The following is a 24,219-nucleotide window of genomic DNA, read 5'->3' on the forward strand; positions in this document are numbered from 1 at the left end:
GGCTCGTCGGCCGAGCTCAGACGATCACAAGCGTGGCTGTCATGCCCTGGTGCAGGGTGCAGACCACCGGATATCGCCCGGGCTTGTCGGCGGTGAACGTGATCGACTGGGAGTTGCCGGCGCTGACGATCCTCGTGGTGGCGCCGGGGATGGCGGAGATGACGAAGTTGTGCGGCGCGGACCCCTTCGCGACCGAGAAGTCGACCCGGATCGTGCCGGGGTGGGCGACGAGCTCGCGGGCCGAGAACGTCTGGTCCACCTGGCCGACCACGGCGAAGACCTGGGTGCCGTCACTGACGCTCGGGGTCAGCGTCGCCGCGGCCGAGGGTGTGCCGGCGTCGTCGCCGCCGCTCCCGCACCCGGTCAGCGCGGTGAGCACCGCCACGGCCGTGGCCAGCGCGGCCAGGGCCGATCGAGCGGATCTTGAGGTCATCTTCCGACGGTACCGCCCGCTTCGTCGAGTGGTCCCCGCGGCTCCACCACCGCGTGGGGGAGGGCCATGGCCGCGGAGATCGCCACGGTGATCTCGGGCACGTCCACTTTCGTCCCGGTGTCCCAGGGGCGTTCCCATCCGCCGAGCCGCAGCAGGGCGTCGAGGACGCCCGCGGTGAAACCCCAGACCGTCATACCGCGGACGCGGAACGCCGGGGTGCCGAAGCCGGACGGATGCCACAGCAGGATCCGGTTCGCCGGGTCGGCGAGCTCCGCGACGGGTACCCGGGCCACCGAGGACGTCTCCGCCGGGTCGACCGCGTCCACCGCGGTGGGCGTGCGCCACCAGGCGAGCACGGGGGTGACCAGGAAGTGGCTGGCAGCCAGGTAGAGGGGGCTGGCGGTGACGAGGACCTCGACGCCGGCCGGGTCGAGCCCGACCTCCTCCTCCGCCTCACGCAGCGCCGTCGCGGCCCTCGACGCGTCGGTCTCGTCGGCGCCGCCGCCGGGGAACGCCGGTTGCCCGGCATGGTCGCGCATGTCGGCGGCCCGCTGCAGGAGCAGCACGTCAGGCCCGTCCGGACCCTCCCCGAACAGGATCAGGACGGCCGCCGCCCGCCCGCCCGGCCGCGTCTGGCGAGCGTGTCGCGTCTGGACGGGGATGCCGTCGCCCACCGCCGCCGTCAGCGCGGTCAGCCACGGGGGAACCGGAGCTCCGCCGCCGCTCGCCGGACGAGTGTCTCCGCCGGCGCTCGCGGAGTGGGCGTCCTGGCTGGCGTCCTGGCTGCTCGGATCCCCGGACGGCGCGGGGTCGCTCACCGGGCCGCCTCCGCGTCCCCGCGGACGAGACGCGCGGCCTCGGCCGGCTCGGTCGGGCCGGTGCCGAAGGACGGGCACATCCGCGCGATGGCGCAGGCGCCGCAGGCCGGCCGGCGGGCGTGGCACACCCGGCGGCCGTGGAAGATCATGCGGTCGGAGGCGATCGTCCAGTCGCGTCGCTCGATCAGTGCGGCGAGGTCGCTCTCGGCCCGGACGGGATCGGTCTCGGTGGTCAGGCCGAAGCGGCGGGAGAGCCGCCCGACATGGGTGTCGACCGTGATCCCGGGGATGCCGAAGCAGTGGCCCAGCACGACGTTCGCGGTCTTGCGGCCCACACCGGGCAGGGTGACCAGGGCTTCCAGCCGGCCAGGGACCTCGCCGTCGAAGCGCTCGACCAGGGCGGCGCCGATGCCCATCAGCGAGTTCGCCTTCGCCCGGAAGAAGCCGGTGGGCCGCAGGATCGCCTCGAGCTCGTCGCGGTCCGCGGCAGCGTAGGCGGCGGCGGTCGGGTAGCGGGCGAAGACTCCCGGCGTGACCTCGTTGACCTTCTTGTCCGTGCACTGCGCCGACAGCACCGTGGCGACGAGAAGCTCCAGCGGACTGCTGAAATGCAGCGCGATGCGGGCGTCGGGGTGAAGCTCGCCGAGCGCGCGCACGATCCGCCGGGCGCGCCGGGTGCGCGCCAGCGCCGTCTCGGCTCGCGCGTCGACGGTGGTTGCCATGCCTCGCAGCGTATCCGGCGTGTCGGCCCGCGGGACCCGTCGCTTCGACGTGGTCCGGCAGGGCGCGTCGACCCCCCGGGTGCGGGCGCGGCGCCGACATCGGCGACCATGGACGGGCCATGTTTGTCTTTGCCGCGATCACGTTCCCATTGGTGCTGCTCGGGCTCCTGCTGGCGATGGAGCGGGTCGAGCGGCCACTCAACGCCGCCGACACGGGTAAGGGGCTCGAGGGCTTCCTCGACAGCGCCCGCCCGGACGAAGTCGCCACGTTCGTCCAACAGGGCCTGCCGGCCGCGCTCGAGCGTTACCGGCGCCGGCTTCGCCGCACGCCGCCGGGCAAGCACCGTGCCGCCTGACGGGCAACTCATGCGGCCCCGGGCGTGTCGCGTGTCGTGCCCTCCTGACCCCCGAACAGCCGTCCTGAACTGGGCCGGGCTGTGTCGATGTGACCCCCGCCGGGAGTGGCACGATCGGGCCGGTGCCGATCGGCCGTACTAGGCGGATTGTGACCTGGACCACTTTGGTGGTCCTTCTTGCGTCACTTTACGTATCAGAACAGAGCATTCGGGTGCATCTGCGTGACCTGGTCAGGCCGATGGGGGTCCCTGGCCGTGCTCTGCGTCCCGTGTCCTGGCATGCTCAGGGCGTGGACGATCTGCTAGCCCGCGTTCCGCTGTTCGCCGGGTTGTCCGAGCCCGACCGCCAGGCGCTTTCCGATCACCTGGACCGGCAGGACGTGACCCGTGGCGACGTGCTGTTCCGCGAAGGGGATGTCGGCGACCGCGTTTTCGTGGTTCTGTCCGGCAAGGTCAAGATAGGACGCCAGTCCGCCGATGGGCGGGAGAACCTGCTGTATGTGATGGGGCCGGGAGACCTGTTCGGAGAGCTCTCCCTGTTCGATCCCGGGCCGCGCACCGCGACGGCGACCGCCGTGACCGACGCGTCGCTCGTCGCGCTGGAGCACACCGCGCTGCGGCCATGGCTGCGTTCCCGGCCCGAAGCCGGAGCGCTGCTGCTGCGTGTGCTGGCCCGCCGCCTGCGGCGGACCAACGACACGATGGCGGACATGGTGTTCACCGACGTGCCCGGTCGCGTCGCCAAGGCGCTGCTCGACCTGGCCGACCGCTTCGGTGAACCGGCCCAGCCGGGTAACGAGGCGGCCGGGGTCCGGGTCGAACACGGCCTCACTCAGGAGGAGCTGGCTCAACTCGTCGGAGCCTCGCGGGAGACGGTGAACAAGGCCCTCGCCGACTTCGCCACCCGTGGCTGGCTCCGGCTGGATTCCCGCGCTGTCGTGCTGCTCGACCGTGAGCGGCTCGCCCGCCGGGCCCGCTGAACCCACCGCCGGTTTGAAAACCGGCCTGTCCCCTGCCCGTTCGTCCCCCGGATCCGCCGCCGCCGCCGGATCCGGGGGACGCATCCGTGCGGCAGACGTCCTCAGCGGTGTAGTCGCCAGCGGTACCCGGCTACCGGCTGGTGCCCTCGGCGGGCGGCATCTCCACCGAGGGCACGGCCTCACCGGACGGGTCGGCCACCGGCACGACCACCGGTGATCCCGGCAGGCGCGCCGCCGTCCTGGCCCGCGCCCTCGTCCCGTTCACGCTCACCTTCGCCAGCGCGGCCGCCGCGCCCAGCCCGTCCTGTGCGCTCAGGTCATCCTGGGCGGCCAGCCCGTCCTGGTGTGGTGTGCCCAGCCCGTCCGCCACGCCCGGTCCGTCCGCTGCGCCGAGCCCTTCCGGTGCGCCGAGCGCTTCCGGGGCGGATCCCGGCAGGGCCGCGAGCAGCCGCCGGGTCTGCGGCGCCTCGCTGACCGCGCCGGTGGCCGTCGCGGCGGCCAGGGCCTGCTCGTAGGCCTCGCGGCTGCCCTCGACGTCACCGTGCGCCGCCAGGACCGTCCCCAGCGCCCGGTATGCCAGCACCTGTGCCCGGACGTCCTCGGCGTCCACTCCGACCGCCTGGCGGGCCACCCGCAGGGCCTCGTCGGGCTCGCCCGCGTCGAGCAGGGTGCCCGCGAGGTGGGCGTAGGCCTGCCGGCGCGGGAACATCAGCGTCGCCGGCTCGCTGGCGGACAGCGCCCCCCGCAGCTCGGTGATCGCCTCGTCGAGGCGCCCGCGCGCCCGCGCGATCTGCGCGACGAGCACCTTCGCCCCGAGCTGGGCGTGCGGGCGCAGTTCCAGCCGGTCCAGGTCGGCCAGGGCGCGCCGGGCGGCCTCCTCCGCGGCATCCACCTCGCCGGCGTCCAGCCTGGTCAGGCCGAGCAGCACCTGGGCGAAGGCGCCGATGAGCACATGCCCGGTGGACGCCGCCTCCGCGCACGCCTCGGTCAGCAGGTCCGCACCGCGCCGGGGGCGGCCAGCCCCACGGGCGGCCAGCCCGCGCGCGATGAGGGTCAGGGTGCGCCCCCAACTGTCGCCGGTCTCGGTGAACAGCTCCGCCGCGCGGGCCGCCTCGCTCTCGGCGGTCTCGATGTCGCCGAGCTCGGCCGCGGCGACCGCGTCGATCGTCAGGCAGACCGCCTGCCCCCAGCGCTCGCGCATCGACTCGGCGAGGTTGATGAGCACGCGGGAGACCTTGCGGGTCCGGGTGAGCTGACCCGAGAGCAGCAGGACGAGGGCCTCGGTGCCCGAGCACCAGCCGAGCCCGCCGGCGTCCTCCAGCCGCTCGAACACCGCGGACGCCTCGCGCAGCGTGCGCTCGGCCTTCGCGTAGTCCCCGCGGGTGGTGGCGCTCCACGCCAGGTGCTGCAGCGCCCAGCCGACCCCGCGGGGGTCGTCGACGCGGCGGGCGAGCGAGAGTGCTTCGCGGTAGCGCTCCTCCGCGGCCTGGATGCGGCCGGCGGCGTATTCGAGCAGGCCGAGCCGGCGCAGCGCCGCGGCCACCGCCCGGTCGTCGCCGGCCCGGTGCGCGGCCTCCAGCGCCGTGATCAGCGACTGGCGGGCCTCCTCGCCACGGCCCTGCTTCTGCCGTAGCTCACCGAGCACCGCGTAGGCGGCGGCCCGCCGGCTCGGGACGTTCACCCGCAGCGCCGGGCGCAGCGTCCGCTCCGCCTCGTCGAGCCGGCGCAGCCAGACCAGCGCCTCGGCGTGCAGGATCCGCACGTTGATGTCGTCGTCGCCGTCGATGACGCCCCGCCCGAGCCGGCGGGCGTCGGCGAGCAGGTCCGCCGCGGCCCGATGGTCGTCGCGGGCGAGCGCCGAGCGGGCCAGCCGGACGTGCGCGTGGAAGCCGGCCTCCCGCGCCGACCAGGCCGGGTCACCCGCGGGCAGCGCCATCGAGGCGGCCAGGTCGTAGGCGCGCAGCGCGTGGGTGGCGACGAAGGTCGACACCTCGCGGGACGAACCGATCATCGCCGTGACGCCCCAGCGCGCCGCCGTGGCGTGCCGGCGGGCCCGCTCCACCTTCGGCAGGCCCGAGTAGGCGACGTCGCGCGCCATCGGGTGGACGAACCGCCACAGGGTCTCGCCCTGCCGCGGTGGGCGGACGAGCTGGCGCTCGGTGAGCACCGACAGCGCGCGTTCGACCTCGGCCGCCGGGCGCTCGCCGACCACCTGGAGCGCCTCGGCGGGGAAGCGCGGGCCGAGCACGGCCGCCGCCCGCAGCGCCGCCTTGGCGGCCGCGTCCAGGTCGTCGATCCTGGCTGCCAGCACCGACTGGACACCGGCGGGCAGGACGGTCGCGGCCAGCGAGCCCTCCAGCACCCAGCGCATCCCCTCGCCGCCAGGGTCGGGCACCTGGTGCAGCAGACCGCGGTCCACCAGCAGGTTGAGCAGCTCGGTCAGGAAGAACGGGTTCCCGTGCACCCGGGCCAGCAGCTCGGCCTGGGTCGCCCGGGACAGGCCGGGCTCGCCCAGGTAGTCCTTGAGCAGGGCACGCGCCGCGCTCTCCGGCAGCGGGCTGAGCGCGATGCGGCGCGCGCCGACGAGATCGGAGAACTGCGGGCTCTCCCGGTCGAGCAGGACGAGCATCACCGGGCCGTTGAGGGTCGTCGTCAGCCGCCGCAGGGCCGTCGTCAGCCGGCTGGTCGCCCACTCCAGGTCGTCGACGACGACCAGTACCGGGTTGCGGACCGCCAGCGCGCTCAGCAGGAGGCCGACGGTCTCGACGGCGTCGTCGGCGGCCCGCTGGACAGCCTCGCCGTGGGAGGCCCGGCCGACCGGGTCACCCGGCGGGGTGGTCGCCCCGGCGCTGGGACGGCGGTCCGGCGGCACGCCGAGCATCCCGAGCAGGCGGTCCCCGATGCCGCTCGGCAGCTTCGTTTCGAAGATCGGATGGGTGAGGCCGGCGACCGTGCGGCGTACCCGGTCGGCGACCCGGTCGAGGGTGTCGCCGTCGGTGATGCCGCACGCCCCGCGGATGAGGTCGATCAGCGGGGCGAGGTCGCGGACGTCGCCGTGGCGCACGGTGCGCCCCCACAGCACGGTCGCGCCCGCGGTCGCCTCGGCGGTCTCGGCGAGCTCCCGGGCCAGCCGGGTCTTGCCGATGCCGGCCTCGCCGATGACCACCGCCATGTCGGGCTGGCCGGCGTCGACCACGCCGGCGAAGTAGCGGCTGAGCTCGGCCAGCTCCTGCTCGCGCCCGATGAACGTCGCGTCGTCGGCCAGGCCCGGCCGGGCGATGTTGGACGGGCGCAGACTGACCAGCTCGTAGGCGGGCACCGGCTCGCGCTTGCCCTTGAGCACCAGGGGCGGCAGATCGCGCCAGGTGGCGACGGAGCGGGTGGCGGTGACTGTGTCCCGGCCGGCGTAGACGGTGCCCACCGCCGCCGCGCCGGACAACCGCGCGGCGGTGTTCACCGTGTCCCCGATGACCGTGTATGACAGCGCCGCCTGCACGCCGGCGAGCACCTCGCCGGTGTTGACGCCGACCCGCAGGCCGAGCGGGCTGCTGTCGCCGCCCTCGTCCTTGATCAGGCGACGGGCCGTCTCCTGCATCGCCGCCGCGGCGCGCACGGCGCGTTCCGGGTCGTCCTCGTGCGCCGTCGGGGCGCCGAAGACGGCCATGATCCCGTCACCGCTGAGGTTGTCGACCCGCCCGCCGACCTCGTCGACCTCGCGCGCGAGCGCGGCGAGGACCCGGTCGGTGACCTCGCCGACCCGTTCGGGGTCGCGGTCCTCCGCCCAGGCGGTGAAGTCGGACAGGTCGCCGAACAGGACGGTGACGACCCGGCGCTCGGCGGCCTCGGCGCGCGGCGTGTCGGTCTGGGTGAACCGGAGCCCGCAGTTGAAGCAGAACCGCCCGCCGGGCACCGTCGGGGTGCCGCATCTGGGACAGACCAGGGGACCGGTCGTGGGGGAGCTGATCACCATCGTGGATCGGTTCCTCTCCGCCGGATGATCGCTGGGCCGCGCGAACCGCTGGGTCGGAAGGCCGGGTGGGGGCCGGCACCGGAGCGCGCGCGGTCGGTAACGTCCCGCGGGTACGAGGGCCCGCGGTCGGTACCAATGGTCCAAAGGGTCACAAAGCGCACGAGCGGTCTCCTCCGCCGGAAAGTTTAGTGGCCTTCGTCTCCCTTTCTGGATCAAGGTGTGTCGGATGACCGACCTGGCCCCGTTCGCGGGGATCCAGACCGCGAGCGGCCCGGCCTCTATAGTGGCGCAGCTCACTTGTCTACCCGGTTTCCGGGATATGACCCGCGTCTTTCGGCAGGTTGCGGCCAGTCTCTGAACGTCCACACCGGCCCCGCCGGCTACCCGCGGTGACCGCCGCCGGGGCCCTGACCTGCGCGGGGCGTGGCGGACCGGCGTGCGCCGGGGTGACCCCGCGCGCGCGGCGGCGGGTGGCTCAGCGTGGGCGGAGATAGTCCAACTGGGCCCGTACCGACAGCTCGGCCGCCGGCCAGAGTGCCACGTCGACGTCCGCGTACACGATCCGGACCACGTCGATCGGCGTCACCTGCTCGGCCGACGCACCCAGATCGGCTAACGCGGAGACCACCTGATCGAGCCGCCGGGCCCGGTGCTCCAGGTATGCCTCGGCCGCCCGCCCGGCCGCTGGCAGCTCGGGGCCGTGGCCGGGCAGCACGGTGGTGTCGCCGAGCTCGCGCAGCAGGCGCAGGCTCGCGAGGTAGTCGGCGAGCCGGCCGTCGGGATGGGCGACGACCGTGCTGCCGCGCCCCAGGATCGTGTCGCCGGTGAGCACGGCCGGGTGCTCGTCGTCGCCGGCCAGCACGAAGGACAGCGAGTCCGAGGTGTGCCCAGGGGTGGCCAGCACCCGCAACTCGACCCCGGCGGCGGCGACGACGTCCCCGGCGCCGAGGCCCTCCGAGCCGAGGCGGTGCGCTGGGTCGAGGGCGCGCACCTGCGCCCCGGTCAGCGCGTGCAGCGTCGCGGCGCCCTCGCTGTGGTCGGAGTGGCCGTGGGTCAGCAGGATCGTGCGCACCAGGCCGGCGGCCGCGACCCGGGCGAGGTGCTCGCCGTGGTCGGGGCCGGGATCGACCACCACGCAGCCGGCGTCGCCCGGTGACCGCAGGATCCAGGTGTTCGTGCCGTCGAGGGTCATCGGGCCGGGATTCGGCGCGAGGACGACGGAGGCCAGCTTCGTGACCCGGCGGAGGGCGGTCACCGCGGGACACCACTGCGGGTGCCCGCGGCCGGTGCCGGGGCGGTTCCCGAAGGCGTGCCCGGCTCGGTGCCGGGGGCACCGTCCGGCGGTAACAGGTGTGGGAACGACAGCTGCCAGGTGCCGTCGCGGGCGACGATCCTCGCCATGATCGGCTTCAGGTCGCGGGTGCGCGCGGCCGCGAGCGCACCGGCGACGTCGTCGTAGGCCGACAGCTCCGCGAGGGTGAAGGCGGTGGGCGGGAGCATGCCGATCTCGCCGGCGACAAACCGCTCCATCGCCTCCGCCGGACGGATCCACAGCATTCCGTCAGCCTCGGTCGAGAGCTCCGTCGCGAGCTCGCCCGGCAGCTGCCCGGCCGGCAGCGCGGCGACGAAGAACCTGGTGTCGTACCGTCGTGGCTCCAGCTCGGGGGCTATCCAACGGGTCCACGGGGCCAGCAGGTCGGCCCGCAGGGCCAGCCCGCGGCGGGTCAGCAGCTCGGCGAGGCCACTGCGGTGGCTCTCCACCGCCCGCCGCTCGGCGGCCCAGCCCGGATCGCCGGTGCCCGGATCGCCGGTACCGGCAGCGCCGCCCGCCGCGTCGACACGTCCGGCCGGCACGTTCCTGCCCGTCGGCGTGGCTCCGCCGGCCGGCGCGACTCCGCCGGCTGGTGCGGCTCTGCTGGCTGGTACGGATGTGCCCGTCGGTACGGCGAGCAGGACGCCGCACTCCTCGAAGGTCTCGCGGACGGCCGCGCAGACCAGGGCCCGCGCGCGGGCGGGATCGTCGTCCAGCCCCGGCATCGCCTCCTCGACGGAGGGCCCGACCCACGGGAGATCCTCGGCGGCGTCCGACGGGTCGACCCGCCCGCCCGGGAAGACGTGCATGCCGCCCGCGAACGACATCGCCCGGGTGCGCCTGAGCAGGTAGGCCTCGATGCCGGAACCGGCCGGCGCGTCGCGCAGGAGCACAACGGTCGCCGCGTCCCGGGCGGGTGCCGGGTTGGCGGCCAGCCGAGCCAGCCGGAGTTCCTCCTCCGGTTCCATCCGGCGGGACGCGCCGAACCGGGCGACGATTGCCGCCTGATGATCAGCCATCCCCTGATGGTAGACAGTACGGCCGACAGAAGCCGAGGTCAGCCGGCCACGCGGGCGACGAGCTCCACCTCCACGGGCGCTCCCAGCGGGAGCGCCGCGACCCCGACGGCGGAGCGCGCGTGCAGTCCGGCGGCACCGAAGACGGCGCCGAGCAGCTCGCTGGCGCCGTTCAGGACGACCGGCTGGCCGACGAATCCCGGCGCGCTCGCGACGAAGCCGACGACCTTCACGATCCGGGTGATCGTGTCCAGGCCACCGGCCGCGGCCGCGGCCGCGGCGAGCGCGTTGAGCGCGCACACGCGGGCCAGCTCAGCGGCCCGCTCGGCGGTGATCTCCGCACCGACCAGGCCGGACGCCAGCAGCTTCCCGGCCACCAGCGGGAGCTGCCCCGCGGTCCAGACCAGATCGCCGTCACGCACCGCGGGGACATAGGCCCCGGCCGGGGTGGGCACCGCCGGGAGGACCAGCCCGAGCTCGGCGAGCCGCCCGGACGGCGTCGTGGCGGCCGCGGGCGGGACGGGAGCGGTCATCGTCGGAGTCGACCTTCTGTCGAGGAGGGCACGTCAGGGAACAGGGGACGGGGCGGAGACGACCGTCCCGTCGCGGGTGGACGTCCCTACTGGGACTTCGGCCGCTTGAAGTACGCCACCAGGCTCTCCGGGTTGGGCCCGGGGACGACCTGGACGAGCTCCCAGCCGTCGGCACCGAAGTTGTCGAGGATCTGCTTGGTGGCGTGGATCAGGAGCGGGGCAGTCATGTACTCCCACTTGGTCTGCATGACGATGGACCCTAGAGCATCCGCGGACCGCCACCCGGTTGGGTAGGCGGTGTGGCCGCCGTGACGAGGGTCCGGGGCGTGGCAGTCCGGATCGGCGGCCCACGGGTACGGTCGAGCACGTGACCGGTGACGACAACGCGCCAGCGGCGACCGCCGGCCCCTGGGACTGTCGGTTGCACATCGTCACCGGCAAGGGCGGCACGGGAAAGACCACGATCGCCGGCGCGCTGGCCGTCGCGCTGGCCACCGGGGGGCGCCGGGTGCTGCTGACCGAGGTCGAGGGGCGCCAGCAGATCGCCCAGCTCTTCGATACCCCGCCGCTGCCCTACCGTGAGCGCAAGGTGGCGAGCGCGCCCGGCGGCGGCGAGGTCTTCGCACTGGCCATCGACGCGGACGAGGCGTTGCTGGAGTACCTCGAGATGTTCTACAACCTGCGCCGCGCGGGTCGGGCGCTCGGCCGCATCGGCGCCGTCGACTTCGCCACCACGGTCGCCCCCGGTGTCCGTGACGTGCTCCTCACCGGCAAGGTGAAGGAGGCCGTCAACCGGCCGGACGGCACCCGTCCGAGTGGGCTCGCCTACGACGCGGTCGTGCTCGACGCGCCCCCCACCGGCCGGATCGCCCGTTTTCTGAACGTCACCGCGGAGGTCGCGGGGCTGGCGCGGATGGGCCCGATCAGGGCACAGGCGGACAGCGTGATGGCGGTGCTGGCGCCCGAGCGGGCGGCGGTCCACCTGGTCACCCTGCTCGAGGAGATGCCGGTCCAGGAGACGGTGGACGGCATCCGGGAGCTGCGCGAGGTGGGCCTGCCGGTCGGCGCGGTGGTGGTGAACATGGTGCGCAGCCCGCTGCTCGCCCCCGGCGATCTCGACCTGGCCCGGCGTGGCCAGCTCGACCGCGAGGAACTGGCCACCGGCATCAAGGAGACCGGCATCGAGCCGACCGAGGAACTGATCTCGAACCTGGCCTGGGAGGCCGCACAGCACGCCGAGCGGGTCGCGCTGGAGACGGCGCAACGTGCCGAGATCGCCGCGCTGGGACGTCCGGTCTACGAGGTGCCGCTGCTGGCGGACGGCGTGGATCTCGGTTCGCTCTACCGGTTCGCCGAGATGCTCCGAGCCCAGCGGATGGTGGCATGACCCCCGCGGGCGAGAACCCGGCTGACCCGACCACCGGCATGGACCCGACCACCGGCATGGACACGGCCGGTGGCTCCACGGGCGGCCGCGGGCGGGCCGGTGGCGGGCCGCCGTCCGGTGGCGGCGATGGCGCCGGTGAGAGTGGTTCCGGCGCGACGGCCGGGAAGCCGACCCGCGCCGCGGGGGCACGCGCTACGGGATCACGCGCTGCGGGGAAGAAGACCACCACGGGGCGGGCGAAGGCGACGCCCGGATCGCCGCGGAAGGCGACCGGGGCCCGTAGGGCCACGGGACGGGGTCAGCGGACGGCGCCGAGCCGGCCGCGGCCGCGTCCGCATCCGCTCGGGGTCCCGCGGTTGGACGTCGACGCCATGCTCGACACCGAGCGGATCATCGTGTGCTGCGGGTCGGGCGGGGTCGGCAAGACCACGACCGCCGCCGCGCTCGCGCTGCGCGCCGCCGAGCGTGGCCGGCGCGTGGTGGTACTGACGATCGACCCGGCCAGGCGCCTCGCGCAGTCGCTCGGCCTGACCGCGCTCGACAACAACCCCCGCGAGGTCGCGGGGGTCGACCCGGCCGCCGGTGGCCGTCTCGACGCGATGATGCTCGACATGAAGCGGACGTTCGACGAGATCGTCCTCGACCACAGCACGCCCGAACGGGCCGAGGCGCTGCTGGCGAACCCGTTCTACCAGTCGCTGTCGTCGTCCTTCGCCGGTACGCAGGAGTACATGGCGATGGAGAAGCTGGGGCAGCTCGACGCCAGCGGCTCCTGGGACCTGATCGTCGTCGACACCCCGCCGACCCGTTCGGCGCTGGACTTCCTGGACGCGCCGAACCGGCTCGGCGACTTCCTCGACGGGCGCCTGCTGCGCCTGCTGCTGGCGCCCGCGAAGGCCGGTGGCCGGGCGTACGCGAAGGTCATCGGAGCCAGCCTGGGCATGTTCACCCGGGTCATCACGAAGGTGCTCGGCGCGCAGCTGCTGGCCGACGTGAGCCAGTTCGTGGCCGCGCTGGAGACGATGTTCGGCGGTTTCCGGGCCCGCGCCGACGAGACGTTCCGCCTGCTCGCGGCGCCCGGCACCTCTTTCGTGGTGGTCGCGGCGCCCGAGGCGGCCGCGCTGCGGGAGGCGTCCTACTTCGTGGACCGGCTCGACGCGGACGGCATGCCGCTCGCGGGACTGATCGTCAACAGGATGCACTTCTGCGCCGCCTCCGCGCTGACCGTCGAGCGGGGGCTGGCCGCCGCTGAGAATCTCACCGACCACGGCGAGCATCCGCTGGCCGCGGCTGTGCTGCGTATCCACGCCGACCGGGCGCGGCTCGCCGAACGTGAGGTCCGGCTGCGTGAACGGTTCACCAGTGCCCATCCGGACACGGCACTCGTCGAGGTCGAGGCGTTGTCCGAGGACGTCCACGACCTGGCCGGGCTGCGGGAGATCGGTCGCGCGCTCGCCGGGGACGAACGGGCCGCGGCGGCCGGCTGACCGGCCGGGGAACGGCGGGTGGGAGCGCACGGCGCATGTTCTGGGGGAGGCCGACGTGGAGGTGGCTGGCGTAGGCACCTGGCGGGGTCCTGCCGTAGGCACGAAGGGTCGTTCCGCGGGACCCGTCGGGGACCGCGTACGGAACTCGATGCACTCGCTCGATGCACTGACTCAACGCACTGAACTGGCTTGACGCACTGAGATGACGGCCCCGGGAATCGCGCCGGTGCGATGTGAACCCGGGTCCAAGGAGGGCCTCCGCCCGTCCGGGCCATACACAGGAACGTGTTGCCCGGGATGTTGCGGGGGACCAGCGCCACTGGTGGAGACTTCACCGCCCATCCGGGCTATACGCGACTCGGATGGAAACAACTGTGTACTGCTGGTGTCACGTTCGGGGTGGTGGTGTCCGCTCGACCCCGCTGTCGTCGGACACCTCCGGATGAGGGCTCGAGGCCGGGCTAGCCGGCGGACGCGGAGCGGTGATCCGCCTGGGCGTCCGCGAGCAGCTTCCGCCAGGACGTGACGTCCGGACGGCGGCGGAGCAGCGCGCGGCGCTCCCGCTCGGTCATTCCTCCCCAGACGCCGAACTCGACATGGTTGTCGAGGGCGTCCGCCAGGCACTCGGTGCGCACGACGCACCCGAAGCACCTGGTCTTCACCCGGTTCTGGGCCGCTCCCTGGACGAAGAGCTCATCCGGGTCGAGGTCGCGACAGGCGGCGTGGGCCGTCCAGTCGCCGTCGGTGGTGGAGCCGACGAGCCCGGTCGTACTGGTACGGCGTGACAGGCTGACGGGTGGGGTCAGGCTACTGGTCATGCCACCTGCCTTTCTTCTCGAGTCCGGGTCAGGGGGCCCGTGCGGGTGGTGACGTGGCGTTGAACCGAAACCGTACGGAGTGGCGTGGCCACGGCACAGACCCCACACGGGTGGTTGTCCAAATGACTAGTCCGGGCCATTGATCCCGATCGCCGCAGTAGTGCGATCTGTGACGCCCGTGTGTCACTTCGGTGACGCAACCGTGACCTTGCTGTGGCGTCGTAGTCTTAGCTCGATGAGGTAGCCGTTCGGACGCCTTGCCGTGTGTGCCCGTGTGGTCCCGGGCGGGCAGTGTGCGGGACCACAGTCCTGGACTGGCGGGCCCCGGGCGGGCACGGTGTTTGGGTCAGCGCAGTACTGGATCAGCGCCTCGGCCGCGGCCGGTGCGGGCACCTGACGAAGGCGGGCATCGTCGACGGCAGCGGAGGACTCGAGCAGGGGGTCCCGGGCTCAGTGTTCATACCAGGCCGAAACACCGGTGAAGCGCCGGTCGCCGAAGCCGGGACCGAGCCCCGGGGCGTTCCGTGCACCCAGCCGTTCCCCGTGTTCCCCGTGTTCCCCGCGTACCCCGTGCACCCCGTGTTCGGAGCGTTCCCGGCGCCACGGTGGGTCCAGGCGTGATCCGGTCGAAACTCCGCGGCGCGGCCGACGCGCGGTCCACGTGGCAATCAGGCCTGTCCGCGCCGGCCTCCGGCCCAGCCTCACGGCATATCGGGCCCGACTCGGCGCGCCGCCGCCGAGTCACACCGAAACGGCTGCTCGGCGTCCTCACCGCCAGCGTGGCGGCGGGCGTTCTGGTCGGCATGCTCGCGCTGCCCGTCATCGGCCTGGCCGGCATGACCGCCAAGGGCGGCGCGGACCATTTCCTTTCTCTCCCCGCGAATCTGACCGTCCCCCCGCTGGCCCAGCCCTCACGCATCCTGGACGCCGCCGGACACCAGATCGCGGTGCTGCGCGGCGAGCAGGACCGCGAGATCGTCACCCTGGACAAGGTCCCGCCGCAGATGCGCCAGGCGATGATCGACATCGAGGACGCGCGCTTCTACGAGCACACCGGCGTCGACTACCGCGGAATGATCCGCGCGTACCTCGCCAACCAGGAGTCCGGCGGGGTCACCCAGGGCGGATCGACCCTCACCCAGCAGTACGTGAAGAACGTCCTGCTGGCCTCCGCCCGGACACCGGAGGAAAAGGCGGCCGCGACCGAGCAGACGGTCGACCGCAAGCTCCGCGAAGCCCGTTACGCGCTGTATCTGGAAGAACACCTCACCAAGGACGAGATCCTCGAGCGGTACCTCAACATCGCCTATTTCGGCGACGGCGCGTACGGCGTCCAGGCGGCCGCCCGGCACTACTTCAACATCGACGTCAGCCAGCTCGGCGTCACCCAGTCGGCGATGCTGGCCGGCCTGGTGAAGAACCCCACCGCGTACAACCCGGCGCTTCACCCGCAGGCCGCCAGGGAACGCCGCAACATCGTCCTCGACCGGATGCGCGAGCTCGGCCACCTCGACGCCGCCGCGTGGAAGGCGGGCCGGGCCGAGGAACTCGTCCTCAACCGCCCGGCGCGGTCACCGGACGCCTGCCAGGACTCCTCAGCCCCCTTCTTCTGCTCCTACGTCCGCCAGGTGCTGCTGGCCGACCGGACGTTCGCCGCCACCCCCGAGGACGCCCGCCGGCTGTTGTTCGAGGGCGGGCTCACCATCCGGACCACGCTCGACCCGGTCGCGCAGGGCGCGGCGCAGACGTCCGCACGCGAGGTGATCCCCACCGGGAACCGGGTCGCCGCCGGCGTCGCGATGGTGCAGCCGGGCACCGGCAACGTGCTGGCGCTCGCCGTGAACCGGGATTACGGCACGCCGGACGACAACCAGCCGCCGGCGCTGACCGCCGACTTCGTCCACACCAAGGAGATCTACCCGGTCGACCCCGACTCGTTCTCGCCCGGCTCCACGTTCAAGGTCTTCACACTGGCCGCCGCGCTGGAGAACAACATCCCGCTGTCGACCACCTTCCACTCGCCGCTGTGCTATCGCTCGGAGCGCTTCCCCAACCCCGATCCGGGCGGGAAGAACTGCTACAGCAACGCCGACCCGAGCGAGGACGGCTTCTACTCCCTCACCACGGCGACCTGGAACTCGGTCAACACCTACTACATCCAGCTCGCCGAGCGTCTCGGTGTCATGAAGACCGCCGAGATGGCCCGCCGGCTAGGCGTCTCCTCCTGCCGGATCCGGCCGAACGAAGAGAACGACCCCGAGTGCAGGGGCGGGGGGATCGGACCGGTCGACGGCTCTGCGATCCTCGGCTCGAACGAGATCAGCACGCTGGACCTCGCCACCGCCTACGCGACGCTCGCCGCCCGCGGAAACCGCTGCTATCCCCGCACAGTGCTCTCGATCACACAGCGCGTCGGGACGGCTGACCGTCCGCTGGCCTTCAACACCGGAAAGCCATGCGAACAGGTCCTCGCCCCCGGGATCGCGGACACCGTCGCCTCGGTTCTCCAGGGCGTCATCAACCACGGGACCGCGTCCGGGAACGCGCAGATCGGACGTCCGGCGGCGGGCAAGACCGGAACGGCCGAGGCATTCAGCACGGCGTCCTTCGCCGGTTTCATCCCGCAGCTGGCCACCGCGGTCACCCTCGCCGACCCGCGCGGCCCGACGACTCATCAGCTTCGCAACGTGCTCACCAGCCGTGTGGTGTTCGGCGGCGGATTCCCGGCCCAGATCTGGGCCCGGACGATGACGCGCACGATCGACGGCCTGGCGCTGCCCGTCATGCCACTGCCGGCGCCGGACAACACCCAGCCGCAGGTGCCCAAGAAGGCCCTGCCGGACGTCCGCGGGCAGAGCCAGCAGGCGGCCGAGTACGCCCTGCGCTCGCTGGGATTCCGGGTCCGCTCGGAGACCGTGCCGCACGTGGCCCCGCCCGGGATCGTCGTCGGCATGGCTCCCGAGCCCGGGGGGGAGGTCTCCATGGATACCGAGGTGGTGCTCCAGGTGTCCGGCGGCCTCACCGGCGCGGTGCTGCTGCCGAACGGCGCCGGCGCACGCCCCGGCCAGCCCGCCGCCCCACCGGCGGGGGACGGCCGCGCAGGCATCCCGAGGCTGCCGGACCTGCGCAACCAGCTCCGGAACTGAAGGCCGGCGCGGCGCGGCGGGATCCGGCTGTCAGGACTCGCTCAGCCGCGCGCGGACGAGCTCGGACACCCGCCTCCCGTCCGCCCGGCCGGCGATGCGCGCCTGCGCGGCCTTCATCACCTGGCCCATCGCCTTCATGCCGGTGAGCCCGAGCTCGGCCATCACCTCGTCGATGATCGCTCGCAGCTCGTCCTCGCCGAGCTGGCTGGGCAGGTAGTCGGCGAGAACGTCACCCTCGGCGTTCTCGCGGCTGGACTGCTCGGGCCGCCCGGCGGCGGCGAACGCCTCCGCGGCCTCCCGGCGCTTGCGGACCTCCCGGGCCAGGATCTTCTCGACCTCGGCGTCGTCGAGCTCCCGGGCGGTGGTGCCGGCGACCTCCGCGTCCTTCACCGCGGCGAGGGCAAGGCGCAGCGTCGACAGGCGCAGGTCGTCACGTGCTCGCATGGCGACAGTGAGATCCTCGCGCAGCCGCTCCTTGAGTGTGCTCATGGTCGCCGAGCCTACGGCCCGCCCGCACCGGCGGCCACGCGGTTTCCGTTCAGGTGCAGCCGCTGGTCCGGTTCGCGCCGGTGCGGCCGTTGGTAGACGGCGCCGACGCGACCGGGGACGTCCGCCGGGGTGGCGGGACCTGTCCGCCGGGGTGGTCGGACACGTCCGCGGGCGTGGCACCGGGCAGCCGGGCCGTCGTGCGGCTGGGCGAGACTGGAGCGATGCGACCGATGCGACCGAGCCGGGGAACTGTCCGCGCGGTGTCGGGGCTCGCGGCCGCGGGTCTCGGCACCGCGCTCTACGCGGGCGTCTACGAGCGGACCGCCTACACCCTGCGCCGGCGCGAGGTGGCGGTTCTCGCGCCGGGAAGTACCTCTCTGCGCCTGCTGCACATCTCGGACCTGCATGTCACCCCGAACCAGCACGGCAAGTTCGCCTGGCTGTCGGATCTGGCCCGGCTGGTCCCCGACCTCGTCGTGCTCACCGGCGACGTGCTCTCGCACCCCCGGGCCCAGGCCCCGCTGCTCGCCGCGCTCGACCCGCTCTTCACGTTCCCCGGCCTGTTCGTGCCGGGCAACAACGACTACCACGCACCGACGTTGCGCAGCCCACACCGCTATCTCGAACGCACGAACACGCCCGGGCCGAAGGGCCCGGCGCTCGACTGGGCGGGTTTCGCCCGCGCGCTCGCCACGGCCAGCGGCTGGCGTGAGCTGACCAACATCCGGGGCACGATCGACATGGGGGGCCGCACCCTCGACCTGCGTGGGGTCGACGACGCCCGCCTGCGCCGCGACCGGCTCGCCCTGGTCTCCGGCCCGCCCGAGCCGGGCGCGGCGCTGGCGCTCGGCCTGTCACACACCCCCGAGCCCAGGGTGCTGGACGCCTTCACGGCGGACGGGGTCGACCTCATCCTCTCCGGCCACACCCACGGCGGACAGATCCGGCTGCCCGGCTACGGCGCGCTGGTCACCAACTGCGGCATCGGCCGGGAGCGGGCCTGGGGCCTGTCGCGGCACGCGGCGGGCGGGCGGCACTCCTGGCTGCACGTGTCCGCCGGGCTCGGTACCTCACCGTTCGCCCCGTTCCGCTTCAACTGCCGCCCGGAGGCAACGCTGCTCACGCTCACCGAACGTCGCTGATCCGTGCCGTCCCCGGAGGGCAGGCCGGCGGTCCCGAGGGCGGGCTGGAGGGCGGGCGAGCCGGCGGAGCGCCGGTGCCGGCCCGGTGGACCGTTCCGAAAACCGGGGCACCCCGGCACGCCACTCGGATCCTTGCGTCTAGTACACTGAGCCACGGTCGCGGGGTGTGGCGCAGCTTGGTAGCGCGCTTCGTTCGGGACGAAGAGGTCGTGGGTTCGAATCCCGCCACCCCGACCCAGGTCAGGGGCATGATCCGGCACAATCGGGTCACGCCCCTGACGCATGTACAGCAGTAGGCTCATCGATCAAGGTTTTCGCCCAGCCGGTTCAACGCCTCTCGCGTTTTCGCGGACGACGCCTGCGCGTAGATCTCCATCGTGACGTCGATGTTCGCGTGCCGCAGGACACGCATGATCACCCGCGGATGTACATCGAGATCCACGAGCAGCGACGCGCAGGTGCGGCGCGCATCGTGCACTGTGATCCGCGGGACGTCGGCCTTGCTCACCCGCAGGCGAACGCCCGATCGAACCTCCTCGGTTCCACCGCCGTGCCGTACCGGCCGGTGATGAACAGGCCCGACTCCTGCCAGGTAACTCCCGCCGCAACAGCGCACCAACGGGTGCGCCCATCCCGTCCGACTCACCGGCGCCATTCACCAGGTCGATAAGGCGTCCTCTACGCATTCACCTCGGCTGGGAAGAACAACGGATCGGTGTTCGCCGGGATCACGGTGAACACCACCTGGTACAACACGGCGCTCGAGGGCGTTGAAGATGACCGCGGAGAGGATCGCGGACTCGGGGCTGGCGCGCGCTACCTCACCACCGAACCCGGGATGGGCTACCGCTACCAACCGTAGGCCCGGCGGGCGCAGCCGCCAGCGTGTCAGTGCACGGCTGTGAAGGTCGCGTCCGGATTGTCGAGGGGCAGACCGGCCCGGTCATAGACCGGCACGCCCAACGCACGCAGCCGGCCCGACGATGCGCGCAGGTGGTGGGCACACAGGAGGATTTCCTCCCGCGGTCGTCCGCTCTGGGCGGGCAGGACGACCTGCGCAACGGGCTCGCTCGGGCAGCAGCACGACCGGGCGGCCGGGTCGATCGGCGGACAGGGGGCGACTGCCCTGCTGAGCTGGACGGCCGGGTCAGCGGGGGTCTTCTGGGCCGGTAGTCGGCGGGAGCGCTTGGCGCCCAGGAGGCTCATGAGCTCAGGATGATTCTGGGCCCCAGACCAGGGCGACCGACGGAAGTCCCGACCGGCGTGGCCTTATGGCAGGCCTGCACTGTCCACCTGTGCCCGGATGCGCCATCCGTACGGGACCATCCGCCCACAGGCGGGGGATGTACCTCACGCGGACGGCCGTTCGACCCCCGACACCATCACCCGGGAACCCACGGTCTTGCTGTCGACGTTCTGCTCGCGGTCACCCGGGTCAGCCTCGGCTGGATCTTCCTCTGGGCGTTCCTCGACAAGCTGTTCGGCCTGGGCCACGAGACCCCTCCGCCCAGTCCTGGATCAACGGTGGCAGGTCCTGTGGGAGGAGGTCCCCATGACGGGTGAGATTACGTTCAGGGCGCCGGTGACGGTGCCGGCCCCGGACCCCGATCCGGGAAGCCGCGGAGCTGATGGACCGGGCCGGTGTCGGATCGCTGCTGATGGTCGACGAGGAGCGCCTGGCGGGAATCGTGACGGACCGCGACCTGGCGCTGCGGGTCGTCGCCCCCGCAGTCCCGCTCGACGACCTGCTCGCCGCCGCGGCGGACCCGCGCACCGCGGCGCTCGGTGCCGTCGCCGCCGAGGAGATCGGGCATCCCCACCACGAGGGAGGTCTGCCCCTGCCGCTCGACGCGCTGCGCCCGCGTCTCCGGGTGCTCAGCCGGTGGCAGGCGCGGGTGGGCGACGCCGTCGTCGTTCGCGCCGCCGTCGGGAACGGCGCGAAGCGGGACGGGGAGATCCTCGAGGTCGCGACGCCCGCGGGGGATCCCCCTTCCTGGTCCGCTGGTCCGACGGCAGGCTGAGCTACCTCTACCCGGGCCCGGACGCGCGGATCCACCACTACGGTGAGCCGGTGGGCAGCACCCGCTGAGGGGCGACCCGGTGGGTGAATCTGTGGTTCGCCCGAGGAGCGCCTCGCGTTCGAGCGGGAGATGCGCGACGGCGGGGTCGACTGGCAGATGAACCTCTACGGCGGCACAGCACACGGTTTCACGAACCCGGCCGCGGATGACACGCGCCCCGGGGCCCGGTACGACCGACGTACCAGCGAGAAGTCCTGGCGCGCGATGCTCGAGCTGTTCGACGAGGTCCTCCCGCCCCCTCGATGACCGTTGTGGCCCCAGCACCGGCGCCGAGCCCCCGCCGCCGACCACCCATCCGACTACCACGTCGGCGACGGCGAGGACCGCCAGCTTTCTTTTAAGACCTGGAGATCATTCATCTGGGCGCCCGATCTGGGTGCCCACCTTCCCAAACGCCCGTTACCTCTTCGTCGACGTCGAGTACCAGCATTGGGATACCGGTTCCCCCCGCCCGCCACCCCAACGACTTCAACGAATCGGTGTTCGACGAGTGCGTGCGGACCGCAGGGTGGGCCGCCAGGAATGGTCAGTGCACCAAGGTCTTCATTGCGGCGGTGAGCGCGGTCAGACCTGCTTTCGCGTCGCTGAAGAGCATCCCGGTCCTCGGGTCGGTGTAGAGCTCGTTGTCGATGCCGGCGTACCCGTGGCCCATCGACCTCTTGATGACGATGACACTCTTCGCGTGGTCGACGTCGAGGATCGGCATTCCCGAGATCGCGTTGCCCGGGCGCCGGGCCGCCGGGTTGGTCACGTCGTTCGCGCCGACGACAAGGGCCACGTCGGCCTGGGCGAACTCCGGGTTGACCTCGGCCAGCTCCTTCATCTGCGGGTAGGGGACGCGTGCCTCGGCGAGCAGCACGTTCATGTGGCCAGGCATCCGGCCCGCCACTGGGTGGATCGCGTAGCAGACATCCACTCCGCGCTGTTCAAGAAACTCCGCGAGCTCGACCACCTCATGCTGCGCCCGCGCGGCCGCGAGCCCATAGCCCGGGACGATGATGACCTTGGATGCGTACGCGAGCTGGAGAGCGGCGTCATCGGCCGCGAGAGCGCGCACCGGCGCCGCGGCAGCCGCCGTGGCATTGCCGGCCGAGTCACCCGTGCCGAAGCCACCGACGATGATGGCCGGGATCGAACGGTTCATCGCCTCGGCCATGAGCACCGTCAGGATGGTGCCGGAGGCGCCGACGAGTGCCCCGGCGATGATCAGGACGGTGCTGTCGAGGACAAAGCCGGCCATTGCGACGGCCGTGCCAGTGAACGCGTTCAGCAGCGAGATCACCACCGGCATGTCGGCGCCGCCGATCGGCAGGAGCATCGTCACGCCGAATCCCACGGCGGCGACCGCGACGACGGACAGGACGATGCTCCCGCCGTGTCCGGCGATGATCGCCGTCACGCCGGCGACGGTCACTGCCGCCAGCAGCGCGTTGAGGAGCCGCGCGCCGCGGAACACCACTGGCTGCCCGGTTATCAGTCCCTGCAGCTTCCCGGCGGCCACCAGCGACCCGGAGAAGGTCACCGCGCCGATGACGACGTCGAGTCCGGTGGCTACGGTCGTCTGGCCGGAAGCGCTGGCCAGGCCGGCGGCCCCGCCCAGCCGGACGACGTCCGTGAACGCGACGAGTGCGGCCGCCCCGCCGCCAACCGCGTTGAACACGCTGACCAACTGCGGCATCGAGGTCATGCGTACGGTTCGGGCCGCGTACAGCCCCACGCCCGAGCCGAGCAGTGCCCCGGCGGCCAGGACGAGGATGCCGGTGACGGTGATGGTTCCGTCCCGGGCCAGTAGCCCGACGGCGGTCCCGACCGCGAGTGCCATGCCGGCCGCCGACAGCAGGTTGCCGTGGCGCGCGGTCGCCGGGGAGTTCATCAGGTGCAGTCCGAGGACAAAGCAACTGGCGGCGGCGAGGAACAGCAAGTGGATCATCGCGTCCGAGGCACTCACGACGGATCACTCCCGTGCGGCGAAGGGTGGGCGGCCGGGCGGTTGCGGAACATTTCCAGCATCCGGTCGGTGACGACGTAGCCGCCCACCACGTTCATGGCGGCGAAGGCGGCGGCGAAAAACGCCAGCCCGTAGCCGAGCGGGTTGTGGGCCGACGCGGCGACGAGCATCGCGCCGACCAGGACGATGCCGTGGATCGCGTTGGCACCCGACATCAGTGGTGTGTGCAGCGTCGAGGGCACCTTGCTGATGACCTCGAAGCCGACGAGCAGGCTCAGGATGAGGATGGTCAGGTCGGTGACCAGCGTCTCGGTCATGCTTCTCACTCTCCGGGCTCGGGGCCTGCCGGGCTGTGGGCCAGCAGCGCGGCGGTGGCGGGCTGGACGACCTTGCCGGCGTGCGTGATGACGACCCCGGCCTGGATCTCGTCGGTCAGGTCGACGGCGAGCGCGCCGTCGTGGATCAGCTGGCCCAGCAGCGCGGTGATGTTGCGCGCGTAGGCGGTCGATGCGGCGGCCGGCATCGAGGCTGGCAGGTTGCCGGCGCCGATCACGCTCACGCCGCCCGCGGTGACCACCGTCTCGCCCGGCACGGAGACCTCGACGTTGCCGCCGAGCGGACTCGCCGCGAGGTCGACCAGCACGGACCCGGGCCGCATCGCCTTGACCGTCTCCTCGGTCACCAGCAGCGGCGGCCGCCGCCCGGGAACCTGCGCGGTGGTGATGACGACATCGTGACGGATGGTGGCGGCGGCCAGTGCCTCCCGCTGCGCCACCAGCTCGTCGGCGGTCAGCGCACGGGCGTAGCCGCCCTGGCCGGCTCCGTCCACCACGACGGCCAGGTCAAGGAAACCGGCGCCGAGCGACTCCACCTCGGCCCGCGCCTCCGGCCGGACGTCATAGCCGCGGACCACCGCGCCGAGCCGGTGCGCGGTGCCGATCGCGGCCAGACCCGCCACGCCCGCACCGAGTACCAGCACCTCGGCGGGCCTGGCGGTACCGGCCGCGGTCATCAACAGCGGGAAGTAACGCGGGTAGGCGTCGGCGGCGACCAGCACCGCCTTGTAACCCGCCACGTTCGCCTGGGACGTCAACGCGTCCATCGACTGGGCCCGGCTCAGCGTCCGCGGCAAGCCGTCGAGACTGACCGCGGTCACCCCCACCCCCGCCAGCTCCGCCATGACCCGCGGGTGCAGCAACGGCTGCAGCAGCCCGACGAGCACCTGCCCGCCGCGCAGCAGTGCACGCGTGTCCGGTTCCGGAAGAACGACCGACAGCACCACGTCCGCGCGCGCAAACAGCTCGCCGCGCGGGACGACAGCGGCGCCGGCTTCGGCGTAGGCACCATCGGGGAACCAGGCCGCATACCCGGCGTCGGCCTCGACCAGTACATCGAGGCCGGAACCAGCAGCCCGGCCGACCACCTCCGGAACCATGGCCACCCGACGCTCGCCAGGCGCGGTCTCCTTGACTACGCCGACAGTAAGCGGACTCATGGCCAAACCCCCTTTCGGGATTTCTCTCCGGGTCTCCTGTAGGGTCTCTTCGTCCTTGTCCGAGCCGGGTCCAGGGCCGGTAGCGT

General features: G+C 72.8%; 23 protein-coding genes, 1 tRNA gene and 2 pseudogenes. 10 read left to right on the plus strand and 16 right to left on the minus strand.

Going from position 1 to position 24,219, the window contains the following annotated elements:
- Nucleotides 1–16 precede the first annotated feature (16 nt).
- The 3 genes from AC559T_RS24240 to nth are packed head-to-tail and all read right to left on the minus strand — an operon-like array spanning nucleotide 17 to nucleotide 1,973.
- The gene (locus tag AC559T_RS24240) at nucleotides 17–433 is read right to left on the minus strand and encodes a cupredoxin domain-containing protein (protein WP_498870201.1); all 417 of its coding nucleotides are present in this window, start codon (nucleotides 431–433) and stop codon (nucleotides 17–19) included.
- Complete coding sequence (locus tag AC559T_RS24245; RefSeq protein ID WP_498870202.1) at nucleotides 430–1,251, minus strand: NUDIX hydrolase; 822 nt, start codon at nucleotides 1,249–1,251, stop codon at nucleotides 430–432. The genes AC559T_RS24240 and AC559T_RS24245 overlap by 4 nt, the downstream gene beginning before the upstream one ends.
- On the minus strand, nucleotides 1,248–1,973 hold the full coding sequence (nth, locus tag AC559T_RS24250) for an endonuclease III (protein ID WP_012157769.1): 726 nt from the start codon (nucleotides 1,971–1,973) through the stop codon (nucleotides 1,248–1,250). Before nth ends, AC559T_RS24245 begins: the two co-directional genes overlap by 4 nt.
- 119 nt (nucleotides 1,974–2,092) lie before the next feature.
- Between nth and AC559T_RS24255 the strand changes: the two genes are divergently transcribed.
- Nucleotides 2,093–2,329 (plus strand): hypothetical protein, encoded by a 237-nt coding sequence (locus tag AC559T_RS24255; RefSeq protein WP_012157770.1) that lies wholly within the window; start codon nucleotides 2,093–2,095, stop codon nucleotides 2,327–2,329.
- A 290-nt stretch (nucleotides 2,330–2,619) separates the two neighbouring features.
- Nucleotides 2,620–3,309 carry a Crp/Fnr family transcriptional regulator gene (locus AC559T_RS24260; RefSeq protein WP_018506292.1) on the plus strand — a complete coding sequence of 230 codons (690 nt, stop codon included), beginning with the start codon at nucleotides 2,620–2,622 and terminating at the stop codon, nucleotides 3,307–3,309.
- Nucleotides 3,310–3,439: 130 nt separating this feature from the next.
- On the opposite strand, the gene AC559T_RS24265 is transcribed toward AC559T_RS24260, so the two are convergent.
- The 5 genes from AC559T_RS24265 to sp36 all read right to left on the minus strand — a co-directional run bounded on the left by AC559T_RS24265 (nucleotide 3,440) and on the right by sp36 (nucleotide 10,388).
- Nucleotides 3,440–7,279: a tetratricopeptide repeat protein gene (locus AC559T_RS24265; protein WP_498870203.1), complete on the minus strand. Its 3,840-nt coding sequence runs from the start codon at nucleotides 7,277–7,279 to the stop codon at nucleotides 3,440–3,442.
- A gap of 475 nt (nucleotides 7,280–7,754) precedes the next feature.
- Entirely contained in the window at nucleotides 7,755–8,534 is a 780-nt protein-coding gene (locus tag AC559T_RS24270; protein WP_071066202.1) for an MBL fold metallo-hydrolase, read from the minus strand.
- Entirely contained in the window at nucleotides 8,531–9,610 is a 1,080-nt protein-coding gene (locus tag AC559T_RS24275) for an NUDIX hydrolase (protein WP_498870204.1), read from the minus strand. Before AC559T_RS24275 ends, AC559T_RS24270 begins: the two co-directional genes overlap by 4 nt.
- A 38-nt stretch (nucleotides 9,611–9,648) precedes the next feature.
- Entirely contained in the window at nucleotides 9,649–10,140 is a 492-nt protein-coding gene (locus AC559T_RS24280) for a RidA family protein (RefSeq protein WP_071066204.1), read from the minus strand.
- A gap of 86 nt (nucleotides 10,141–10,226) precedes the next feature.
- Entirely contained in the window at nucleotides 10,227–10,388 is a 162-nt protein-coding gene (gene sp36 / locus AC559T_RS24285) for a Sp36 family protein (RefSeq protein WP_012157776.1), read from the minus strand.
- A gap of 119 nt (nucleotides 10,389–10,507) precedes the next feature.
- On the opposite strand from sp36, the gene bagA reads away from it, so the two are divergent.
- Entirely contained in the window at nucleotides 10,508–11,527 is a 1,020-nt protein-coding gene (bagA, locus tag AC559T_RS24290; RefSeq protein ID WP_071066205.1) for an ATPase BagA, read from the plus strand.
- Nucleotides 11,524–13,014: an ArsA family ATPase gene (bagB, locus tag AC559T_RS24295; RefSeq protein WP_368951769.1), complete on the plus strand. Its 1,491-nt coding sequence runs from the start codon at nucleotides 11,524–11,526 to the stop codon at nucleotides 13,012–13,014. Before bagA ends, bagB begins: the two co-directional genes overlap by 4 nt.
- 461 nt (nucleotides 13,015–13,475) lie before the next feature.
- On the opposite strand, the gene AC559T_RS24300 is transcribed toward bagB, so the two are convergent.
- A complete protein-coding gene (locus AC559T_RS24300; protein ID WP_071066206.1) occupies nucleotides 13,476–13,832 on the minus strand; it encodes a WhiB family transcriptional regulator in 357 nt (118 codons plus the stop codon).
- 803 nt (nucleotides 13,833–14,635) lie between these two features.
- Between AC559T_RS24300 and AC559T_RS24305 the strand changes: the two genes are divergently transcribed.
- Entirely contained in the window at nucleotides 14,636–16,978 is a 2,343-nt protein-coding gene (locus tag AC559T_RS24305) for a penicillin-binding protein (RefSeq protein WP_498870215.1), read from the plus strand.
- Nucleotides 16,979–17,008: 30 nt separating this feature from the next.
- On the opposite strand, the gene AC559T_RS24310 is transcribed toward AC559T_RS24305, so the two are convergent.
- A complete protein-coding gene (locus tag AC559T_RS24310; RefSeq protein ID WP_071066208.1) occupies nucleotides 17,009–17,467 on the minus strand; it encodes a GatB/YqeY domain-containing protein in 459 nt (152 codons plus the stop codon).
- A 230-nt stretch (nucleotides 17,468–17,697) separates the two neighbouring features.
- On the opposite strand from AC559T_RS24310, the gene AC559T_RS24315 reads away from it, so the two are divergent.
- Nucleotides 17,698–18,609: a metallophosphoesterase gene (locus AC559T_RS24315; protein WP_071066215.1), complete on the plus strand. Its 912-nt coding sequence runs from the start codon at nucleotides 17,698–17,700 to the stop codon at nucleotides 18,607–18,609.
- 160 nt (nucleotides 18,610–18,769) lie between these two features.
- Nucleotides 18,770–18,843, plus strand: a tRNA-Pro gene (locus tag AC559T_RS24320).
- A 64-nt stretch (nucleotides 18,844–18,907) separates the two neighbouring features.
- On the opposite strand, the gene AC559T_RS24325 is transcribed toward AC559T_RS24320, so the two are convergent.
- A complete protein-coding gene (locus tag AC559T_RS24325) occupies nucleotides 18,908–19,117 on the minus strand; it encodes a tyrosine-type recombinase/integrase (RefSeq protein ID WP_498870205.1) in 210 nt (69 codons plus the stop codon).
- Nucleotides 19,118–19,282: 165 nt separating this feature from the next.
- Between AC559T_RS24325 and AC559T_RS24330 the strand changes: the two are divergent.
- Nucleotides 19,283–19,372 (plus strand): annotated as a pseudogene (locus AC559T_RS24330) (potassium-transporting ATPase subunit KdpA); the annotation flags it as partial.
- A 125-nt stretch (nucleotides 19,373–19,497) separates the two neighbouring features.
- On the opposite strand, the gene AC559T_RS24335 reads toward AC559T_RS24330, so the two are convergent.
- Together AC559T_RS24335 and AC559T_RS24340 are read right to left on the minus strand one after the other, a co-directional pair.
- Nucleotides 19,498–19,815 carry a hypothetical protein gene (locus AC559T_RS24335; protein WP_498870206.1) on the minus strand — a complete coding sequence of 106 codons (318 nt, stop codon included), beginning with the start codon at nucleotides 19,813–19,815 and terminating at the stop codon, nucleotides 19,498–19,500.
- 144 nt (nucleotides 19,816–19,959) lie between these two features.
- Nucleotides 19,960–20,103, minus strand: coding sequence for a hypothetical protein (locus AC559T_RS24340; RefSeq protein ID WP_498870207.1), 144 nt, complete (start codon nucleotides 20,101–20,103; stop codon nucleotides 19,960–19,962).
- 134 nt (nucleotides 20,104–20,237) lie between these two features.
- Here AC559T_RS24340 and AC559T_RS24345 point away from each other — a divergent pair.
- Both AC559T_RS24345 and AC559T_RS24350 read left to right on the plus strand, forming a co-directional pair.
- Nucleotides 20,238–20,698 (plus strand): annotated as a pseudogene (locus AC559T_RS24345) (DUF1918 domain-containing protein).
- 19 nt (nucleotides 20,699–20,717) lie between these two features.
- A complete protein-coding gene (locus AC559T_RS24350) occupies nucleotides 20,718–20,936 on the plus strand; it encodes a dienelactone hydrolase family protein (RefSeq protein ID WP_498870216.1) in 219 nt (72 codons plus the stop codon).
- Between the two features lie 280 nt (nucleotides 20,937–21,216).
- On the opposite strand, the gene AC559T_RS24355 is transcribed toward AC559T_RS24350, so the two are convergent.
- From AC559T_RS24355 to AC559T_RS24365, 3 genes are read right to left on the minus strand one after another with little or no spacing between them, the layout of a single operon-like run.
- Nucleotides 21,217–22,638: an NAD(P)(+) transhydrogenase (Re/Si-specific) subunit beta gene (locus tag AC559T_RS24355; protein WP_498870208.1), complete on the minus strand. Its 1,422-nt coding sequence runs from the start codon at nucleotides 22,636–22,638 to the stop codon at nucleotides 21,217–21,219.
- Nucleotides 22,635–22,955, minus strand: a complete 321-nt coding sequence (locus AC559T_RS24360) for an NAD(P) transhydrogenase subunit alpha part 2 (RefSeq protein ID WP_498870209.1) — start codon at nucleotides 22,953–22,955, stop codon at nucleotides 22,635–22,637. Before AC559T_RS24360 ends, AC559T_RS24355 begins: the two co-directional genes overlap by 4 nt.
- A gap of 5 nt (nucleotides 22,956–22,960) precedes the next feature.
- Nucleotides 22,961–24,133 (minus strand): NAD(P) transhydrogenase subunit alpha, encoded by a 1,173-nt coding sequence (locus AC559T_RS24365; protein ID WP_498870210.1) that lies wholly within the window; start codon nucleotides 24,131–24,133, stop codon nucleotides 22,961–22,963.
- Nucleotides 24,134–24,219: the final 86 nt, after the last annotated feature.

The organism is Frankia sp. Hr75.2, from assembly GCF_949319125.1.
Taxonomy (GTDB): domain Bacteria; phylum Actinomycetota; class Actinomycetes; order Frankiales; family Frankiaceae; genus Parafrankia; species Parafrankia soli.

Bases quoted from the DNA above. Each gene is read 5' to 3' on its own strand.
- AC559T_RS24240 (WP_498870201.1), bottom strand. From the start codon at position 433: ATGACCTCAAGATCCGCTCGATCGGCCCTGGCCGCGCTGGCCACGGCC.
- nth (WP_012157769.1), bottom strand. From the start codon at position 1,973: ATGGCAACCACCGTCGACGCGCGAGCCGAGACGGCGCTGGCGCGCACC.
- AC559T_RS24255 (WP_012157770.1), top strand. From the start codon at position 2,093: ATGTTTGTCTTTGCCGCGATCACGTTCCCATTGGTGCTGCTCGGGCTC.
- AC559T_RS24265 (WP_498870203.1), bottom strand. From the start codon at position 7,279: ATGGTGATCAGCTCCCCCACGACCGGTCCCCTGGTCTGTCCCAGATGC.
- AC559T_RS24275 (WP_498870204.1), bottom strand. From the start codon at position 9,610: ATGGCTGATCATCAGGCGGCAATCGTCGCCCGGTTCGGCGCGTCCCGC.
- AC559T_RS24280 (WP_071066204.1), bottom strand. From the start codon at position 10,140: ATGACCGCTCCCGTCCCGCCCGCGGCCGCCACGACGCCGTCCGGGCGG.
- sp36 (WP_012157776.1), bottom strand. From the start codon at position 10,388: ATGCAGACCAAGTGGGAGTACATGACTGCCCCGCTCCTGATCCACGCC.
- bagB (WP_368951769.1), top strand. From the start codon at position 11,524: ATGACCCCCGCGGGCGAGAACCCGGCTGACCCGACCACCGGCATGGAC.
- AC559T_RS24300 (WP_071066206.1), bottom strand. From the start codon at position 13,832: ATGACCAGTAGCCTGACCCCACCCGTCAGCCTGTCACGCCGTACCAGT.
- AC559T_RS24305 (WP_498870215.1), top strand. From the start codon at position 14,636: ATGCTCGCGCTGCCCGTCATCGGCCTGGCCGGCATGACCGCCAAGGGC.
- AC559T_RS24310 (WP_071066208.1), bottom strand. From the start codon at position 17,467: ATGAGCACACTCAAGGAGCGGCTGCGCGAGGATCTCACTGTCGCCATG.
- AC559T_RS24315 (WP_071066215.1), top strand. From the start codon at position 17,698: ATGCGACCGAGCCGGGGAACTGTCCGCGCGGTGTCGGGGCTCGCGGCC.
- AC559T_RS24335 (WP_498870206.1), bottom strand. From the start codon at position 19,815: ATGAGCCTCCTGGGCGCCAAGCGCTCCCGCCGACTACCGGCCCAGAAG.
- AC559T_RS24360 (WP_498870209.1), bottom strand. From the start codon at position 22,955: ATGACCGAGACGCTGGTCACCGACCTGACCATCCTCATCCTGAGCCTG.
- AC559T_RS24365 (WP_498870210.1), bottom strand. From the start codon at position 24,133: ATGAGTCCGCTTACTGTCGGCGTAGTCAAGGAGACCGCGCCTGGCGAG.